Origin of the sequence: Aureimonas sp. Leaf427, from assembly GCF_001425485.1 — a bacterium.
Lineage (GTDB): Bacteria > Pseudomonadota > Alphaproteobacteria > Rhizobiales > Rhizobiaceae > Plantimonas.
Genome location: NZ_LMQW01000052.1, coordinates 112,951 through 129,650 on the forward strand (window position 1 = coordinate 112,951; position 16,700 = coordinate 129,650).

Annotated in this window: 15 protein-coding genes and 1 riboswitch; of the genes, 2 read left to right on the plus strand and 13 right to left on the minus strand. The window is 70.3% G+C overall.

The annotated features are described in order from the left end of the window. The first annotated feature begins 107 nt into the window (after window positions 1-107). The gene (locus ASG62_RS23135; RefSeq protein WP_056692914.1) at window positions 108-1,043 is read left to right on the plus strand and encodes a LysR family transcriptional regulator; all 936 of its coding nucleotides are present in this window, start codon (window positions 108-110) and stop codon (window positions 1,041-1,043) included. A gap of 85 nt (window positions 1,044-1,128) precedes the next feature. Here ASG62_RS23135 and ASG62_RS23140 read toward each other — a convergent pair whose 3' ends face one another. Next, complete coding sequence (locus ASG62_RS23140) at window positions 1,129-1,950, minus strand: hypothetical protein (protein WP_056692912.1); 822 nt, start codon at window positions 1,948-1,950, stop codon at window positions 1,129-1,131. Between the two features lie 396 nt (window positions 1,951-2,346). Between ASG62_RS23140 and ASG62_RS23145 the strand changes: the two genes are divergently transcribed. Beyond that, window positions 2,347-3,735 carry an MmgE/PrpD family protein gene (locus tag ASG62_RS23145; protein WP_056692910.1) on the plus strand — a complete coding sequence of 463 codons (1,389 nt, stop codon included), beginning with the start codon at window positions 2,347-2,349 and terminating at the stop codon, window positions 3,733-3,735. A gap of 42 nt (window positions 3,736-3,777) precedes the next feature. On the opposite strand, the gene ASG62_RS23150 is transcribed toward ASG62_RS23145, so the two are convergent. The 12 genes from ASG62_RS23150 to ASG62_RS23205 all read right to left on the minus strand — a co-directional run bounded on the left by ASG62_RS23150 (window position 3,778) and on the right by ASG62_RS23205 (window position 16,673). Next, window positions 3,778-4,797, minus strand: a complete 1,020-nt coding sequence (locus tag ASG62_RS23150) for a FecCD family ABC transporter permease (protein ID WP_056692906.1) — start codon at window positions 4,795-4,797, stop codon at window positions 3,778-3,780. Continuing rightward, window positions 4,794-5,747 carry an ABC transporter substrate-binding protein gene (locus ASG62_RS23155; RefSeq protein ID WP_056693181.1) on the minus strand — a complete coding sequence of 318 codons (954 nt, stop codon included), beginning with the start codon at window positions 5,745-5,747 and terminating at the stop codon, window positions 4,794-4,796. Before ASG62_RS23155 ends, ASG62_RS23150 begins: the two co-directional genes overlap by 4 nt. A gap of 42 nt (window positions 5,748-5,789) precedes the next feature. Continuing rightward, window positions 5,790-6,578, minus strand: coding sequence for an ABC transporter ATP-binding protein (locus ASG62_RS23160; RefSeq protein ID WP_082537101.1), 789 nt, complete (start codon window positions 6,576-6,578; stop codon window positions 5,790-5,792). 388 nt (window positions 6,579-6,966) lie between these two features. After that, a riboswitch (cobalamin riboswitch) is annotated at window positions 6,967-7,242 on the minus strand. Window positions 7,243-7,318: 76 nt separating this feature from the next. Continuing rightward, on the minus strand, window positions 7,319-8,521 hold the full coding sequence (locus ASG62_RS23165) for a GTP-binding protein (RefSeq protein WP_056693175.1): 1,203 nt from the start codon (window positions 8,519-8,521) through the stop codon (window positions 7,319-7,321). 228 nt (window positions 8,522-8,749) lie between these two features. Then, on the minus strand, window positions 8,750-9,367 hold the full coding sequence (locus ASG62_RS23170; RefSeq protein WP_162246006.1) for a LysE family translocator: 618 nt from the start codon (window positions 9,365-9,367) through the stop codon (window positions 8,750-8,752). 1,072 nt (window positions 9,368-10,439) lie between these two features. Then, complete coding sequence (locus ASG62_RS23175) at window positions 10,440-11,252, minus strand: anti-sigma factor family protein (RefSeq protein ID WP_056692903.1); 813 nt, start codon at window positions 11,250-11,252, stop codon at window positions 10,440-10,442. Next, window positions 11,242-11,790, minus strand: a complete 549-nt coding sequence (locus ASG62_RS23180; RefSeq protein ID WP_056693171.1) for a sigma-70 family RNA polymerase sigma factor — start codon at window positions 11,788-11,790, stop codon at window positions 11,242-11,244. Before ASG62_RS23180 ends, ASG62_RS23175 begins: the two co-directional genes overlap by 11 nt. Before the next feature lie 129 nt (window positions 11,791-11,919). After that, window positions 11,920-12,714 carry a histidinol-phosphatase gene (hisN, locus tag ASG62_RS23185; protein ID WP_056692898.1) on the minus strand — a complete coding sequence of 265 codons (795 nt, stop codon included), beginning with the start codon at window positions 12,712-12,714 and terminating at the stop codon, window positions 11,920-11,922. 4 nt (window positions 12,715-12,718) lie between these two features. Next, a complete protein-coding gene (locus tag ASG62_RS23190) occupies window positions 12,719-13,654 on the minus strand; it encodes a phosphotransferase (protein ID WP_056692894.1) in 936 nt (311 codons plus the stop codon). Window positions 13,655-13,661: 7 nt separating this feature from the next. Continuing rightward, window positions 13,662-14,627, minus strand: coding sequence for a phosphotransferase (locus tag ASG62_RS23195; protein WP_056692891.1), 966 nt, complete (start codon window positions 14,625-14,627; stop codon window positions 13,662-13,664). Between the two features lie 2 nt (window positions 14,628-14,629). Further along, window positions 14,630-15,922, minus strand: coding sequence for a Zn-dependent hydrolase (locus ASG62_RS23200; protein WP_056692887.1), 1,293 nt, complete (start codon window positions 15,920-15,922; stop codon window positions 14,630-14,632). Then, on the minus strand, window positions 15,915-16,673 hold the full coding sequence (locus ASG62_RS23205) for a DeoR/GlpR family DNA-binding transcription regulator (RefSeq protein WP_056692884.1): 759 nt from the start codon (window positions 16,671-16,673) through the stop codon (window positions 15,915-15,917). The genes ASG62_RS23200 and ASG62_RS23205 overlap by 8 nt, the downstream gene beginning before the upstream one ends. Between the last annotated feature and the right edge of the window lie 27 nt (window positions 16,674-16,700).

Sequence of the window (16,700 nt, forward strand, 5' to 3'; positions counted from 1 at the left end):
CCCGAGAGATGCCGGGCGGCCGGCGTCCCGTCCCCTTGTGCAGGGTCTCGCGGATCGCCGACGATCCGCGAGACCCTGCCTCCCGATGCCCGCGATCGAGGCGCGCGATGGACCAGTTGACGGCTCTCAAGGTGTTCCGCGCGGCGGCCCGGTCCGGAAGCTTCGCCGAAGCGTCGCGCAAGCTCGGCCTGTCGGCCGGCGCCATCAGCAAGAACATCTCCGAACTGGAAGCCCATCTGAGGGTCAGGCTGTTCAACCGCACGACGCGCCGAAGGAGCCTGACGGAGGCGGGATCGGCCTATCTCGGGCAGATCGAGCAGGCGCTGGACGCGCTCGATCGGGCGGACGAGACGATCCGCCTCCTCTCCGACAGGCCGGCGGGCACGCTGAGGGTCGCAGCGCCCCTGTCCCTTTCGCTCGTCTGCTTTTCGCGGATCGTGCCGCGCTTCCTTTCGGCCTATCCCGACGTCTCCCTCCTTCTCGATCTCGACGACCGCAAGGTCGATCTCGTGGAGGGCGGCTACGACATGGCCATCCGGGGCAGCGACCGGCTGGAGGATTCCAGCCTGATGGCGCGCGCGCTGACGGATCTGCCGCATGTCGTCTGCGCGGCGCCCGCCTATCTCGCCAAACGGGAGGCGCCCTCCTCGCCCGAGGACCTGCCGCGGCACGACTGCCTGCGCTACACGCTGTCGGACCGGGCGAACGAATGGGTCTTTACCAGGGAGGGAGAGACGCGGCGGATCGCCGTGACCGGGCGTTTCCAGACGACGTCGAGCCTTGCGATCCGGGAGGCCCTCCTCGAAGGGCTGGGTGTCGGGCTCCTGCCTCTCCCCTATGTCGCGGCGGACCTCGCGGAAGGACGCCTCGTGCGGCTGCTCGGCGACTGGACGCTGCCGACGGCCACGGTCTACGCGATCTACCCCTCGCGTCATCACGTTTCCCCCAAGCTCCGGGCCTTCATCGAGATCATCACCGACGATCTCAAGACCTGGTCCGACCGACCGGGCGGACGGCTCGCGGCCGCATGGCCGGGCCGGTGAGGCTCGCCCTCCCCTCCCGGCCTTCGCGACGACGGGCGGCCTGGGAAGAACCCCGGCCGCCCGCCCCTGAACGAGGCCGCGCCGATCAGCGGCCGGCGTCCCTCGACCGGTCGAGCAGAAGCGGCGGGTTGGCGGTGAAGTCGATCCAGGGATTGTCGTTCAGCCGCCGGGAGGACTTCACGTTCGGCGCCTCGTAGCGCATGACGAAGCGCTCGGGCCCGTGGGCCAGGGCGACGACGAGCCCGTGCGGCGCGTCGAAGTAGCCGCCATGGGGACCAAGGCCCGGATAGCTGATCCGCCAGCCCTTCTCGCCGTCCTTCACCTCGCTGAAGCGGACCTTGGCGACCGTCTCGTCCTCCAGGGCGAAGAACCACGTATAGGGCCCGCCCGAAACGATGGTCATGACCTCGTCGATGCCGTGCCCGTCATCCGCGCTGTTGACGTGGAGGCGGCCGAACTTGCGCATGAGGAAGGCCACGGTCTCCGCGTCGAGCGCCTTCATGTCGTAGACCTTCGGATAGGGCGGAACGTCCTTCTCCGAGATGGAGAGCGCCCCGCCGCCCTCGACCGCGGGCTTGCGCCCGGCCTTGGCGATCTGGTCGAGGAGCCCGTCGCGATCCAGCGAGAAGATCGACAGGAGCCGGCTCTGCTCCTTCCCGTCGAGCGCCCGCGTCTTCGACGTCTCGATCAGGGACCGGCTCGCCTCGGGGATCGGAACCTCCGACACCCTCACGCCGACCTTGCCCAGTTGCTCGTCGACCGCCTCGAGACCGACCGCGTCGGGGCGCCCGTCGCTGAAGGACAGGCGGATGAACCGGCCGTCCTGCGCCGTCTCGGCATGGGCGGCGGGCAAGGCGAAGGCGGCGGCGGCGAGCGCCAGCGGAACTGCGAATCTGAAGAAACCCATGGTGCTTTCCCTCCTGTCGGACCTGTTCCCGCGGAACCGCTCGGCGACCGCGTCGCCCCCATATCCGGCTCCGGCCCGCGGTCCCGGTAGTCTCGTCTGCGGAAAGACACTCGTTCCCGCCGGTGAACGAGGCGGGACCGCGGCCTCGCCGGGCGCTGAAGGCCCGCGCCGGACAGGGCCCTCGCACCCTCGCGCCCTCGATCGACGGGCGCGCGAGACCCTCGCCGCGCTTTGCGACAATCAGCTATGCCCGGCATGCGCTATGTCCCGCCTGGCGAGAGCGGTAGTCTTGCGCGGGAGGGGGCGACGGACCTCGGCGAACGAGGCTCGGCGAGCCGGCGTTCCGGCCGGCGCCGGCCGTCCGGCCTCTTCGATGCGGGAGAGGGAGAGCCATCCATGGCAGACGCCATCGCCGATGTCGCACGCCACGTCGTCGGGACGCGGTTCGAGGATCTGCCGGCGGAGACCGTCGCCACGACGCGCCGTCTCGTGCTCGACGCGATCGGCGTGGGGCTCGCGGGAGCCCGCGGCCAATGGGCGGACGAGCTGCTGCGATGTGCCGTAGGCTGGGGCGGCGCCGGTCCGTGCCACGTCTTCGGGCGGGCCGAGCGGCTGCCGGCTCCCGTCGCGGCCCTGTTGAACGCCTGCCAGATCCACAATTCCGAGTTCGACAGCCTGCATGAAAAGGCGGTGGTCCACGCGCTGACGGGCACGCTGCCGGCCGCGCTCGCGGCGGCGGAGGTCCAGGGCGGCGTTTCCGGCCGGCACCTGATCGAGGCCGTGGTGGTCGGCGTCGATGTCGCCTGCGCGATCGGTTTGGCCGCCCGGTCCCCGATGACCTATTTCCGCCCGGGCGTCGCCAACGGGTTCGGCGCCACGGCGGCGGTCGGCAAGCTGCTCGGGCTCGACGAGGAGCGGCTCGTCGCCGCCTTCGGCGCCTGCTTCGCCCAGTCCTGCGGCTCGATGCAGGCCCACGAGGAGGGCTCGATGCTGCTCGCGCTCCAGATCGGCTTCAACACGCGCAACGCGCTGCAGGCCTGCGATCTGGCGGCGGCGGGCCTGCAATCGACGACGAACGTGCTGGAGGGGCGCTTCGGGTATTTCCGCCTCTTCGAGGACGCGAGCGATCCGGCGCCGGTCGTCGCCGCGCTCGGGCAGGTCCGGCGCATCGACGAAATGTCCCAGAAGCCCTTTCCCTGCGGCCGAGCCACGCACGGCCCGATCGAGGCGCTGCTCCGCCTCCAGGCCCATCACGGCTTCGCGCCGGAGGAGATCGAGACGGTCGTCCTGTCGCTGACCCCGGTGGCGCACGGCCTGGTCGGCCGTCCGCCGCGGGCCGGGATGGAGGCCAACTATGCCCGTCTCTGCCTGTCCTACTGCGCGGCGCGCGTCCTCGTGACCGGCGGGCTGACGATGAGGGATTTCGAGCCCGAGGCCCTCGCCGACGAGGCCACCTGCCGCATCGCGGCGACGATCAGGCTCCAGATGCTCGACGGCGCCGGCATCGACGCCTTCGCGCCGTCGTCGGCGCGGATCGAGCTGACGGACGGCCGCTGCCTGGAGGAGACGGTCGCCGACAGTCTCGGCCATCCGCGCCACCCCCTGACGCCGTCCCGCCACCTGGACAAGTTCCGCGGCAACTGCGCGCGCGTCGAAACCCTCCTGCAGGTCGGAGCCGCCGATCGCCTGATCGAGGCCGTCGGTCGTCTGCAGGATGTCCCGGACGTCGCGGAGATCATGCAGCTCGCCACGCCGCCACGCCGAGGGAAGCCGCGCGGCCCGTGACCGGCACCGGCGCGTTCACCGAGCCGAGGGAGAGGACCGGCTCTATCTTCCGAGCACGACGGCCAGAACGAACAGGGCGCCGGCGGCTGACGTGACGATGCCGACGGGCAGTTCCTGCGGCGCGAGCACGACGCGGCTGGCGAGGTCGCTGACCAGAAGCAGGATCGCGCCGAGAAGCGCGGACGTCGCGACGAGAACGCCGTGGCGCACGCCGACCAGCGCCCGGGCGAGGTGCGGCACCATGAGGCCGACGAAGCCGATCACGCCGGAAAGGGCGACCAGAGCCGCCGTCGCCAGCGCCGCGAGGGCGAAGACGAGGAGGCGCAGCCGTCCGACGTCGACGCCGAGGGAGGTCGCGGTGTCCTCGCCGCCGAGAAGCGCGTCCAGCCGGGACCGGAGCGCCAGCCCCGTGGCGACGGCGAGCCCGGCCCCGAAGATGCCGATCGGCAGGTTGCTCCAGCTGGCGAGGCCGAGGCCGCCCGCCGTCCAGAACAGGATGGAATAGGCCGCCCTCTGGTCGCCGGCAAAGACCATCCAGGTCGTCAGCGCGCCGAACAGGAAGGAGACGGCGAGGCCCGCGATCACCAGCCGCTCCGGCTCCCGCCCGTCTTGGCGCGCCATCAGCACCAGAACCGCGCCCGCCGAGACGAGCGCTCCGGCGAAGGCGGCGGCGGGAAGCGTCCAGACGCCGAGCCTGTCGCCGAAGACGGTGATGACCGACACCGCCCCCGCCGCCGCCCCGGAAGAGAGGCCGAAGAGGAAGGGATCGGCGAGATCGTTGCGGGTCGTCGTCTGGAGAAGCACGCCGACCACCGCAAGGCCCGCGCCGACGCAGACGGCCAGGAGAACGCGCGGGAGCCGGAGGTCGAGCACGATGCGGCCGATCGGCCCAGCGACCCCGTCGCCGATCCCGAGCGCTCCGGCGAGAACCCGCAGGACGTCGCGCGCCTCCAGCGGGGTGGAGCCGAAGGCGATCCCCGCGACCGAAAGGGCGATCAGCAGGCTCCCTCCGGCGATCCAGAGGAGCGCCAGGGGGCCCGCCTTGGCTGCGAAGGGCTTCATTTGCCCGCGAAATCGGCTGGGTGCAGGGCCTTGGCCAGAGCCTCGACGGCGTCGACATTGGCGGGGCCGGGCGTGATCTCTTCGTAGCGCAGCGGCAGAAACCGTTCGTTCCTCACCGCGTCCGTGTCCTTCATCGCCGGATGGCTCTTCAGGAAGTCGAGGAGCTTGCCGTAGCCCGCGCCGTCCTGGTAGTCGAGGAGAACGAGGAATTGCGGGTTCTTCACCGCCACGTCCTCCCAGGAGGTCGTGCCCCAGCTCATCGCCATGTCCCCGAGGACGTTGGTGCCGCCGGCCGCTTCGACGAGGGCCGTCGGCATGGCGAACTTGCCGGCCGTGAAGGGCTTGTCCTCGCCGGAATCGTAGAGGAACACGGAGACGGGCGGCTTGCCCCTCACCGCCTCCGCCACCTTGGCGATCCGATCCTTCCAGCCCGCCACCAGCGCCTTCGCCTCGCTCTCCTTCCCGAAGATCGTGCCGAGCGCGAGCTCGTCCTCGTAGAGGAGGTCCATCGAGGCGCGGGGCCGGGCCTTGTCGACCTGGGCGCAGCTTTCGCTGAGGACGTAGGTCGCGATGCCCTTCGGCTTCAGCGTGTCGGGCGTCACCTCTCCGCCGGGCTTCATGCCGTAGTACCAGCCGGCCATGAAGAAGTCCGCGTCGGCGGCGATGAGGGTCTCGATCGTCGGATATTTCGGGGCGAGCTCCGGGAGCGCTCCCTTGGCCGCGTCGAAGGCCGGCGTCGTCTTGTACCAGCCGGAGACGCCGGTGACGCCCGCCATCTGCGGCTGGAGGCCGAGCGCGAAGGCCATCTCGCTCATGTTGAGGTCGTGGACGACGGCGCGCCGCGGGGCCGCGTCGAAGGTCAGGGTGCGGCCGCAATTCTCGACCGTCACGGGAAAGGCCAGCGCGGGCGCGACCAGAAGAAGCGGCGCCGCGAGGGCGATGGCGGGCATGAGGCGCATGGCGGTCTCCGATGGATCGAGGTCAGGTGAGAGTCAGGCGGCGGGGGTGTCGAAGACCAGAAGGGGGCGGCCGGTCGACGGATTGGTGAAGGGAAAGCAGTCCATGTCGAAGACGCTGCGGACGGTCGCGGCCGAGAGGGCGGCGGCCGGATCGCCCAGCGCGACGAGGCGCCCGGACTTCAGGACGGCGACGCGATCGGCGAAGGGCGAGACGAGCGCGAGATCGTGCAGGACGGCGACGACCGTGATCCCGAGGCCGCGCGCGAGGGCGAGCATGTCGGCGCGGGCGCGCGGATCGAGATGGTTGGTGGGCTCGTCGAGGATGAGGATGGAGGGCTCCTGCGCCATCGCCCGGGCGATCGCGGCGCGCTGGCGCTCGCCGCCGGACAGGGTCGCGAGGCGCCGCGCGCCGCGTCCGCTAAGGCCGACCCGCTCGCAGGCCCGGTCCACGACGAGGGCATGACGATCGCTCGGGCAGCGGCCCCGATGGGGGATGCGCCCGAGGCCGACATAGTCGGCGACGGTCAGCCGGCCGTCCGGCAGGTCGCTCTGGCCGACGACCGCGATGGAGCGGCCGCGCTCGGCCAGCGAAATCCGAGAGAGGTTCCGCCCGTCGATCGAGACCGATCCGGCGCTCGGCCGGACCCGACCGAAGAGAAGGCGCAGCAGCGAGGTCTTGCCGGCGCCGTTCGGCCCGACGATCGCAAGCCGCTCCCCGGGAGCGACGTCGAGACGGACGCCTTGAAGAATGACGAGGGCGTCGCGCGTGACGAGATCGACCGACTCGACGCCGATCCGTCCGGTTTCGACCGCAGACAGCATAGGGCTTCAGCCCCGGCTTGGACGGGCCGGGCCAGCCGGTGCGTCCTGCCGAACGGGGCCGACGCGGCGGGAGAGCATGCGGATGCGGATCATGACGGGGCTTCTCGAGAAGGGGCATACGGGAGCGCCATGGCCGAGCGACGCGCAGGGGCGCGGTCCTTCGACCGGGGCAGGCGGCGGATCGTGCGGGCGAGCCTTCGAGCCCGGCCCGAAACAGGGACGGGTCGGCCGGGCGGCGCCGATCGCGCCTCGCGTCGTCGACGATCTTGCGGATCTGTCGGTGCTACGCGCGCCACCGGCGGGGTGGCGACGAGAACGGGCGTTCGGCACGGATGTGCCTTGTATGGGCCGTCATGGGCATCCTTTCCGAGCATCCCCGCTCGTGACAATGGATCGATCGCTCGACGGCAGGTCTCCTGGCTCGCGGACATCGCGCCGATCATCTGCCTTCCCGCCTCGGCCCTTCGGGCTCCGGCAGTGGCATGGCGCCGGGGCGACCCGGCGGCCCGCCGAAACGCTGAAGAAGCGTCCCGGGGATGATCGGCATCCGCTTACAGTTGCGGGGGCAGCCACGGTTTCGGCCCCGATTGGGTCGTCCTCACCGTGTTCCCTTTTAATCCCCCGGGCTCGTCGCCGCGGGGAAACCGTCGCGACGAGCTTACGCGGGAGGAGCCGGCGGCGTCAACGATCGGACCGGACACGGCGGCGTTGGGCGCGGCAAGCGCGAGGGCCGGCCGGCCTCAGGCGGCTTGGCGCGACCAGTCCGGGAACGGATCGGGGAGCTGCGTCCAGGCGCCCGGGGTAAAATCGGTCGCCTCGACGAGGCAGGCGTCGAGGCGGGCCCGGATCGCCGCCTCGTCCATCGGGTCGGTGCCGATGAAGACGATCTCCTGGCGCCGGTCGCCCCAGACGGGATCGAGGACCGGCTCCATCAGGCGGCGCCATTCGGGCGTCTCGGGCCATTTGGACCGGGGAACGGAGGCCCACCAGAGCCCGCGCTTCTGCGTCTTCACGACGGCGCCCGCCTGCGCGATCTCGCCGACATGGTGCGGGCGGGTCGCCAGCCAGAAGAAGCCCTTGGCCCGGATCACGCCCGGCCAGCCCTCGCCGACGAAGGCCTGGAAGCGCATCGGGTCCAGCGGCGCGCGGGCCCTGTAGACGAAGGAGCGGATGCCGTATTCCTCCGTTTCCGGCACATGCCCGGCAAAGCCGTTGAGTTCTCGATACCAGAGCGGATGCTCGTGGGCGCGCTCGAAGTCGAAGAGGCCCGTGCCGAGAATGTCGCCGAGCGGCACGGCGCCGAAATCGGCCTCGACGAGGCGGGCGTCGAGATTGAGGGCGCGGATGATCTTCAGCGCCGCGTCCCGCTGGGCGGGGCTGGCGGCCGAGATCTTGTTGAGGACGATCACGTCGGCGAACTCGATCTGCTCGACGAGGAGATCGACCAGGGTGCGCGCGTCGCCTTCGCCCGCCGTCTCGCCGCGGTCGCGCAGGAAGTCGGCCGAAGCGTAGTCGCCGAGAAGGTGGACGGTGTCGACCACGGTGACCATCGTGTCGAGCCGGGCGACGTCCGACAGGCTCATCCCCGCCTCGTCGCGGAACTCGAAGGTGGCGGCCACCGGAAGCGGCTCGGAGACCCCCGTCGATTCGATCAGGAGATGGTCGAAGCGGTCCTCCTCGGCGAGACGGCGGACCTCGGCCAAAAGGTCGTCGCGCAGCGTGCAGCAGATGCAGCCATTGGTCATCTCCACCAGCCGTTCGTCGGTCCGCGACAGGTTCGCGCCGCCGTCCCGGACCAGCGCGGCGTCGATGTTCACCTCGCTCATGTCGTTGACGATGACCGCGACGCGCAGCCCTTCGCGGTTGTTGAGGACGTGGTTGAGAAGGGTCGTCTTTCCCGCTCCGAGGAAGCCGGACAGGACGGTGACGGGCAGCTTTCGCATCGCATGGTCTCGCATCGGTCGATCGAGGCTGTAGCGTAATGTTATTTTGTAACCTCGACAAGCCTCGTTTTCGCGGCGATCTCCGATGTCCCGAAATGTCGTTCCGTTTCAGATTCTTGCTATCGATCGGGAGGCTCAGCCGCCGGGAGGGTCGGGCCGGCCGTCGCATGCCGCGAGGCGGATTGTCCGCCTGTCGCCACGACGCCGGCGGACTGCGACCGGCCGCCATCAGAGGAGGCGATGGACGTCGCCCACGAGGGTCAGGCTGATCACGACCATCAGGAGGCCGCAGAGATTTCGCTGAAGCGACAGCAGCATCGGCCAGCGCCGCGTCCAGACGCCCATCCGCCCGGCCGCCAAGGCGACGGAGCTCAACGTCGCCAGGCTTGCCAGCTTGTGCAGGAGACCCAGCACGAGCATCTGCACCCAGACCGGCCCGGAGGCCGGATCGACGAAATGGGGAAGGACGACGAAGAGGAACAGGAAGGATTTGGGATTGGTGAGGCTGCTCAGCGCCCCCTCCCAAAGCGCCTGCCGCGTCCCGACCGGCGACGCCGAGCCTTGCCCGCCCGCCTGGAGCGTCGTCGTCATCATCCGAAGGCCGAGATAAAGAAGATAGAGCGCCCCCAGCGACTGGAGCATCGGCATGGCGGCCGGATGGGTCCGAACCAGCGTTCCGAGACCGAAGACGAGAAGCCCGATCTGCGCCGTGCCGGCGATCACCACGATGCCGAGGATCGTCGCAAAGGCGATCTTCGGACCATGGACCATGCCCCGGTTCAGGATGAGCAGCATATCGGGGCCCGGCGACAGCTGCAGGATCACGACGCCGAGCAGGAAGGGCATCAGAGCGTCCGCGGAGGGTATGCCGAGCACGTGCATGGATGTCACGGGCCGGCGGCGGACGGAGGAACGACGCCGGCCGAGACCGGAGCGCTCGAGGTGGAGGGGCGGCGTTCTTCTCCGCAACGGACGGCAAACCCTCGATCGCGGAAGGGTTCGCGCGAAGCGCCCCCCTCTGCCTTGCGAGGCATCTCCCCCTCAAGGGGGGAGATCGGCAGCTTCGACGGCAGATCGAAACGAGAAGCGCCTGCGGCAAGCCTGATCTCCCCCCTTGAGGGGGAGATGCCGGCAGGCAGAGGGGGGCGCGAAGGGGCTGCACGGTCGGGTTGGAAGGGTTCGGGCGCCATCGAGCGCGGCGTGTCCGCCCCATTGCGCCCCGACGCCCCGGCCTCCGCCCGCCGTCCTTCGACGACCGACCGGCACCCTGCGAGGAAGCCACTCGCCACGAGCGCGACGCCCGCGCCTCGATCGAGCAGACGAGGAAGCGACGGCCGAAACCGGGACGCGGTGAGCCCCCCGATCCCGGCCGCCGCTTGCCGCCTCGGCGACGCTCCGAATCCAGACCATGCCCATGGAGACGACGGTATCCCCACCACGGCGCCTCGGCGGCCCGGCCAAGCCGGCGCGGGGTTGGGAGCCCCCCGGTGGCTTGCGGCCGCATGGGTTTCTGGACGAAGAGCGAAGCTGCCGAGGCCGGCAGCGAACCGCCACGCGCGGCGGCGCGCGGCAGAATGAACGATCGGGGCACCCGGCCCCCGGTTGCCCGGCCCTCGATGGCAGGGCGGCGAAGGCACGCCCTCAGCGGCCCCCCGTTTCGCGACGACTGCCGCTTTCCCCACGCCGTCCTCCCCTCGCCCGCAGCGTCGCTGGAGAGGGAACCGGATCGGCGAGAGGTTTATTCCAAGGCGCCGGAAATTCTTTCGGACCGCGTCCTATCAGCGGCCCTGACCTTCGAGAGATCGAAAGTCGGGGCGTTCCGGCAGCATTGGCCGCCGCCGCGTCTCCCGAACCTGCCGAGGGGCGGCGCGGGAGACAAGCGGTCCTTGGCCGGGGCCGCTCGTATCGACGGCCGCGATCAGCCGGCCGGCGCCGTCGCGGAGCGGAACAGAGCGGCGAACTCGCCGAGCTCCTTGGCATTGAGGTCGGAGGCGGCGAAGTAGTCGAGATCGCCGGCCGTCCAGCGCTCGATCCGAGACCCCTCGTGCCGGGCCGGTCCCGGCGGGACGCCTTCGCTTTTCGACACGACGGTGACGCTGATGACATGCTGGCGCCGCCGGTAGACGAGGGTCGGAACCGGCTTGCCCGCGACGATGTCGACGCGCCCGCCGACCAGCGGAAAGCCCTGCGCGGCAAGATCGGGCGCATCCGGCGCGATTGCCGTGCGGCCGTTGAACCAGGGCTTCACGGTGTGGCGATCGGACGAGGCGATGTCGAAGGGCTCGGGCGCGGCGAGGCCCCGCAGATGATTGGCGAAGATCGCGTCCTCGATCGGGCCGGTCGCCGGCCGTTCGGTCAGGTGGGACAGGCCGTAGCCGAGCGGCCCGCCGGCGAAGAGGCCGATCAGGAGGGCCGCCGCGATCGCCTGCCAGGACGGGCGCTCCCGCCGCTGCACCGCGGGCTGCGGCTTCCACGGCGGCCGCGGCTGCGCCTGCGGCAGGGCCCGCACCTCGGCGAACTGCCGGCGGACGCTGTCCGACAGATGGTCGGGAACAGGCGTCTCGGCCACGAGGTCGCGGATCGATCCGGACAGGCCCGACAGCTCGTCCCTTAGCCGGCGAAGCTCGGGTTCGGCCTCCAGCCGGCGCTCCATCTCCAGCGTCTCGCCCGGCGAGAGCTCGCCGTCGAGATAGGCGCCCAGCATCGGATGATCTCTGTCGTCAGGTTTCATCGTCGGCCAGATCGATCTGTTGGAGGAGAGACTGGCGGGCCCGCGCGAGCCGCGACATCACCGTGCCGACGGGAACGGCGATGACGTCGGCGATCTCGCGATACGAGAGGTCGTGATAGTCCCTGAGAACCAGAACCTCCTTCATGGCGACGGGAAGACGGTCGATCGCTTCCGCCAGCCACGCGGCCCGGCCTTTCGCGATCAAGGTCTCTTCGGAGGACGGCACGGGCTCGGCGGCGAGGCCACCGCGCTCCATGAAATCCCTGTCCTTCGGCATCAACTCGTCGACCGAGAGATTTATTCCCGGCCGGTTCTTGCCGAGCCAGGAATAGCAGGTGTTCCGGACGATGGTCATGAACCAGGCGCGGACATTGTCCTCGACCAGCCGGTCCATCGCGAGAAAGGCGCGGAGCGACGCCTCCTGCATCACGTCCTCGGCATCCGCCTGATTGCCGGTCAGCCAGCGGGCCAGGCGAAAGCCGTCGCCGAGGCGCGGCAGGACGAGGCGATCGAACTTCGCCCGTCTGTCCTCGCTCACGGAATCATGCACTGCGCATGGCTTCGATCTCCGCCAAGCCCGCACTTAAGCGGACGTCGCTCGATATGACAATGGCCACATCGGCTTAGAGGGAAAGCGAGATGCCGGAACAGAAGGCCGAGCGCGGGCTCAGCTTGCCAGGAGCGCGAGCGCCTCGGCATGGAGTTCGGGCGTCGAAGCGGCGAGGACGCGACCGTCGGAGGCAAGGGTCAGAGGATCGCCGCTCCAATCCGTCATCACGCCTCCGGCCCGTTCCACCACCGGCACGAGCGCCATGTAGTCGTAGGGCTGGAGGCCGCATTCGGCGACGAGGTCGCAATGGCCCGATGCCAGAAGGCCGTAGGCATAGCAGTCGCCCCCGAACCGGCGAAGCGCGGTGCGCGCCAGAAGCTGTTCGTAGGCTGCGACGTCCGCGCCCGAAAAGCTCTCGGGAGAGGTGGTGAAGAAGCGCGCCTCACGAAGGGTCCGGCACTTGCTCGCCCGAGCCGGAACGCCGTTCAGGAAGGTTCCCGCCGGGCTCCCCGTCCAGCGCTCGCCGAGCGCGGGAATGTCGATCACCCCGAAGAGCGGGCGCTCCTCTTCGAGAAAGGCGATGAGCGTTCCGAAGAGCGGCAGGCCGCAGACGAAGCTCTTGGTGCCGTCGATCGGGTCGATCACCCAGACGGGGCCGCTGCCGGACTTCACTCCCATCTCCTCGCCGAAGATGCCGTGATCGGGAAAGCGCGCCTCGATGCGACGCCGCAGCTCCGCCTCCACGGCCCGGTCGGCGATCGTCACGGGGCTTTCGTCCGCCTTGGTCAGGATGTCGAGCGAGGTGCGGAAGTGCCGGAGGGCGATCGGGCGCGCGGCGTCGGCGAGCCCTTCGGCGAAGGCGAGGCCTTCCGCCGCGTCGGACGGAAGCGTCGGTGTCAGCGTGTCCGGCATGGTGTCAGAGGGCCTTCAGATAGGCTGGCCAGCGCGGATCGCTCATGATCGAGCGGGCCCGCATATGCTTCCAGACGCCATATTTGTAGAAGTCGAAGTCGAGGGTGGAGATCTTGTTCTGGACCATGGCCCAGGTGGACCACTTCACGTCCGCCAGCGCCTTGTGGACGACGAGGCGGGCATAGAGGGCTTCCTCGTAGCGGCCGAAGTAGAGTTCGATCAGTTCGCGGTCGATGCTCTCGGGAAAGAACATCTCCCCGCTCCAGATGCCGAGATCGTAGATTCGGTCGTTGTTGGAGGCGTATTCGAAGTCGATCAGGAGGATGGAGCCGTCCGCGCCGATCAGGAAGTTGCCGGGCATCGGATCGTTGAAGCAGGGCACGAGGTCGAGGCCGGAGGCTTCCAGAGCCTGCCTCGCCAGCCGGACCTGCCGCTGAAGCCAGGCATGGTCGGCCGGCACCACGCCGCCGAGCGCGGCGACCTGGGCGTCGTGCTCGTCGATCATGTCGAACACGGTCTTCGTCAGCGGCAGGAGCGGCGCGTCGTGGAAGCGCCGGTAGACGCGCATCGCCTCCGCCCGCAAGGCCGGATCGGCGAAGTCGCGGTGGGTGGAGGCGCGGCGGCCGTCCACGAATTCGGCGATCTCGATATCGGCGTGGTCGAGATAGTCGAAGGTGCGCGGCCCCAGCCCGATCGCCTCCGCCTGACGGCTGGCGGCGCGGGCGGCGGCGCGGTCGATGAACATCTCCGTGCCGCGCCCCGGCAGTTTGACGAAATAGGGGCGGGGATCGCCCTCCACCTCGACGCGCCAGTTCATGTTGCTGATGCCCCCCGTGACGGGCCGGTAGCGCAGCGGGCGCTCGGCCCAGGGCGCGGCGTCCGCGAGCGCGGCTTCCACCAGCCGCTCGGCATCCGTCGAGGCTTCTCCGAGTGTCTTCATGGCGCCCTCATCCGAGCTTTCTCAGGGTCTCTTCGAAACCCGGCCTGTTCAGGAGCATCCGGCAGCGCAGGAAGCGCCAGCCGGCATATTTGCGGAACTCCAGGCCGGTCCGCGGCGACAGCCGGTCGAGAACAAGGGCGCGCAGGCCCCAGTAGAGATCGTCGGCCGCCGCATAGGCCCGGCAGCGGTTGAAGACGGCGGGGCGGAAGGCGCCCTCGGCGATCTCCACGCCGAGCCGCATGTCGTCCTCGAACTGGAAGGCCTCGTTGAGGAGGGCGCCGAGCTGCTGGTGCGGATCGCCGTCGCCGGCCCTGTCGAAATCGACCAGACGCAATGCGCCGCCGGGGCCGAAGAGGAGGTTCGAGGCATGGGGATCGTTGTGGAGAGGGCGGATTTCGCTGCCGGCCGCCTCGAAGGCCGCCTCGATCGCCGCGACCTCCTCGAAGAGCCACCAGGCATCGGGCGGCAGGGTGGCGGCGTCCGGCCCCAGAAGCGCCCTCATGTCCGCGATGCCCTCGAAGACCGAGGCCGGCCGCCCGAACCGGGCGCCCCCGGCGACCTTCGCGAAGGCGCCGATCACGGCGGCGAGACTGTCGCGGCGCGACAGAAGATCGAGCGTCGCCGGGCGCCATTCGGGGCCAAGGCGCTCGAAGAGGATCGCGCCCTCCTCCGCCGCCAGACGAAGCGGCCGGGGCGCGAGCCCCAGATCGGCGATCGCGCTCGCGGCGCGAAAGGCATGGCCGGCATCGAGAAGGCCGGACAGCGCGGGCTCGCCGACCTTCAGGAAGAAGGCGGGTTCCTCGCCTCCCTCCGCCGTCACGAGAAAGCTCGCCGATTCCACGCCGTGATAGGAGGGCGAGGCGGCGCCCTCTACGGCGATCTCGAGCCGCGGCCGCTCTCCGACGAGATCGCGCGCCCCGGCAAGGGCCGCGATGGCCAGCCGCTCCGGCGTGTCGGGCAGGCTCGCCGGCATGGTCACGCCGCCTCGTCGCGAGACTGCAGCGCCGCCAGACCGTCCGTCGCCAGCGTCATCAGCATGTCGGCCAGAACCTGCGTTCCGAAGGCCTGGTCCTCCGGCCGCGTCAGCTCGGTCGGGTGGTGGATGACGCCGCCGACGCTCGGGACCGCCAGCACGATGGAGGGGCAGACCGCCGCGAGGCTCACCGCGTCGTGCCCGCCGATCGTGTCGAGATGCCGGGAGACGACCCCGTGGCCGGCCGCGCTCCGCTCGGCGAGGCCGACGAGGCCCGCATCCATCGGGCCCGCGATGCGCCGGTCGACCGAGCGGATCTCGAAGCCGACGCCCGCCTCCTTCGCCGCCGCTTCGATCATCGCGTTCAGCCGCTCCTCCGCCTCGGCGAGGACCGTGGCGGAGCCCGACCGGAGCTCGATGAAGAGCACGGCCTCGCTCGGCACGGTGTTGGGCGAGTTCGGGAAGACCTCCAGGCGCCCGACGGAGGTGTGGAGGTCGAGCCCGTAGGCGCCCGCCAGCGCCTTCAGCCCGGTCACGACATGGGCGCCGGCCAGAAGCGCGTCCAGCCGCTCGGCCATCGGCGTCGGGCCGGTATGCGCCTGCCGTCCGAGGAAGGCGAGGCGGTACTTGGTGGCGCCCCAGAAGCGGGTGAAGATGCCGAAGCGGGTGTTCTCGCGCTCCAGAAACGGCCCGCCCTCGATGTGAAGCTCCACATAGGCGCCGGGCACGGCGACATGGTCCGTGCCGGCATAGCCGATGGAGGACAGGGCCTCGCCCACCGATATGCCGCTCCCGTCGCGCCGCTCCAGCGCCCAGTCGAGCTCGGCCGCCCCGGTGAAGACGCTGGAGCCGAGAAGGCTCGGCTGGAAGCGCGCGCCCTCCTCGTTCGTCCAGTTGACCACGGCGAACTCGCAGGCCGAGAGGACGCCGCGCCGCTCCAGCGCCTCGCGCACGGCGCGGATCGCCTCGCAGGCGGAGACGACGCCGAGCGCGCCGTCGAACCGCCCGCCGTTCGGCTGGCTGTCGAGATGGGAGCCGACGAGGACGACGGGCGCGTTGGACCCGCCCATGCCGGCAAATCCGAACTGGTTGCCGATCGGGTCGATCTTGCCGGCAAAGCCGTTCCCGGCGAACCAGGCGCCGAGCCAGTCCCTTGCGCGCCCGTCCTCGGCGGAGAGCGTCAGGCGCATCATGGACCCGTCCTCTCCGCCGCCGAAGGCGGAGACGGCGGTCATCATGGCGTCGAGCCGGGCGGGATCGATGAGGGCGCCGGAGCGCTGCAGAGTGTCAGGCATGAAGAACGTCCACGTTCGATTGCTGGAAGGCTTGTGCGAAGTCGGGAGGCGGGGCTGCGTTGGTGACGAGCGTCTGGATCTCGGAAAAGCCGAAGGTCCGCACCGTGCCGAGGCGGCCGAACTTGGAGCCGTCGGCGAGGATGACGCTGCGGCCGGCCTGCTCCACGGCGGCGCGGCGCAGGGCCGCCTCCTCCTGCCCGATGTCCATGAAGCCATGCTGGATGTGCACGGTGACGATGCCCATGACGGCGAGATCGTAGACATGCTCGCGGATGCCCTGGAGCGTCCGGTGGCCGTAGAGGCCCTTGTAGTCGGGCTTCAGGAAGCCGCCGAGGACCACGACATCGGCCACCGGATCGGAGGAGAGGAGGGCCGCGATCGCCACGGAATTGGTGTGGATGGAGACGCGCCGGCCGACCAGGAGGCGGGCGAAGGCGAGCGTCGTCGTGCCCGTGTCGACGAAGATCGTCATGCCGTCCTCGATCAGCGGCAGGGCGACCTGCGCGATGCGCGCCTTGTCGCGGGCCGAGACGCGCAGGCGCTCGTCGAAGGGCTGGTCGGCCTCCTTGCGGTCGGTGACGGCGCCGCCGTAGACGCGCCGGGCATGGCCCTGCATCTCGAGGTCGCGCAGGTCCCGGCGGACCGTCTCGGTGGAAATGCCGAGCCGCTTGGCCAGATCCTTGACGCTGACGCGCCCGTCCCGGCGAAGCTCGCCGAGAACGAGTTGCTGGCGCTGCTCCGTGATGCCCATCGGCGATGTCCTTCCCCGTCCCGCGCC

Coding starts and splice junctions, on each gene's coding strand:
- ASG62_RS23135 (WP_056692914.1), top strand. CDS start 108: ATGGACCAGTTGACGGCTCTCAAGGTGTTCCGCGCGGCGGCCCGGTCC.
- ASG62_RS23140 (WP_056692912.1), bottom strand. CDS start 1,950: ATGGGTTTCTTCAGATTCGCAGTTCCGCTGGCGCTCGCCGCCGCCGCC.
- ASG62_RS23145 (WP_056692910.1), top strand. CDS start 2,347: ATGGCAGACGCCATCGCCGATGTCGCACGCCACGTCGTCGGGACGCGG.
- ASG62_RS23150 (WP_056692906.1), bottom strand. CDS start 4,797: ATGAAGCCCTTCGCAGCCAAGGCGGGCCCCCTGGCGCTCCTCTGGATC.
- ASG62_RS23155 (WP_056693181.1), bottom strand. CDS start 5,747: ATGCCCGCCATCGCCCTCGCGGCGCCGCTTCTTCTGGTCGCGCCCGCG.
- ASG62_RS23160 (WP_082537101.1), bottom strand. CDS start 6,578: ATGCTGTCTGCGGTCGAAACCGGACGGATCGGCGTCGAGTCGGTCGAT.
- ASG62_RS23165 (WP_056693175.1), bottom strand. CDS start 8,521: ATGCGAAAGCTGCCCGTCACCGTCCTGTCCGGCTTCCTCGGAGCGGGA.
- ASG62_RS23170 (WP_162246006.1), bottom strand. CDS start 9,367: ATGCCCTTCCTGCTCGGCGTCGTGATCCTGCAGCTGTCGCCGGGCCCC.
- ASG62_RS23175 (WP_056692903.1), bottom strand. CDS start 11,252: ATGAAACCTGACGACAGAGATCATCCGATGCTGGGCGCCTATCTCGAC.
- hisN (WP_056692898.1), bottom strand. CDS start 12,714: ATGCCGGACACGCTGACACCGACGCTTCCGTCCGACGCGGCGGAAGGC.
- ASG62_RS23190 (WP_056692894.1), bottom strand. CDS start 13,654: ATGAAGACACTCGGAGAAGCCTCGACGGATGCCGAGCGGCTGGTGGAA.
- ASG62_RS23195 (WP_056692891.1), bottom strand. CDS start 14,627: ATGCCGGCGAGCCTGCCCGACACGCCGGAGCGGCTGGCCATCGCGGCC.
- ASG62_RS23200 (WP_056692887.1), bottom strand. CDS start 15,922: ATGCCTGACACTCTGCAGCGCTCCGGCGCCCTCATCGATCCCGCCCGG.
- ASG62_RS23205 (WP_056692884.1), bottom strand. CDS start 16,673: ATGGGCATCACGGAGCAGCGCCAGCAACTCGTTCTCGGCGAGCTTCGC.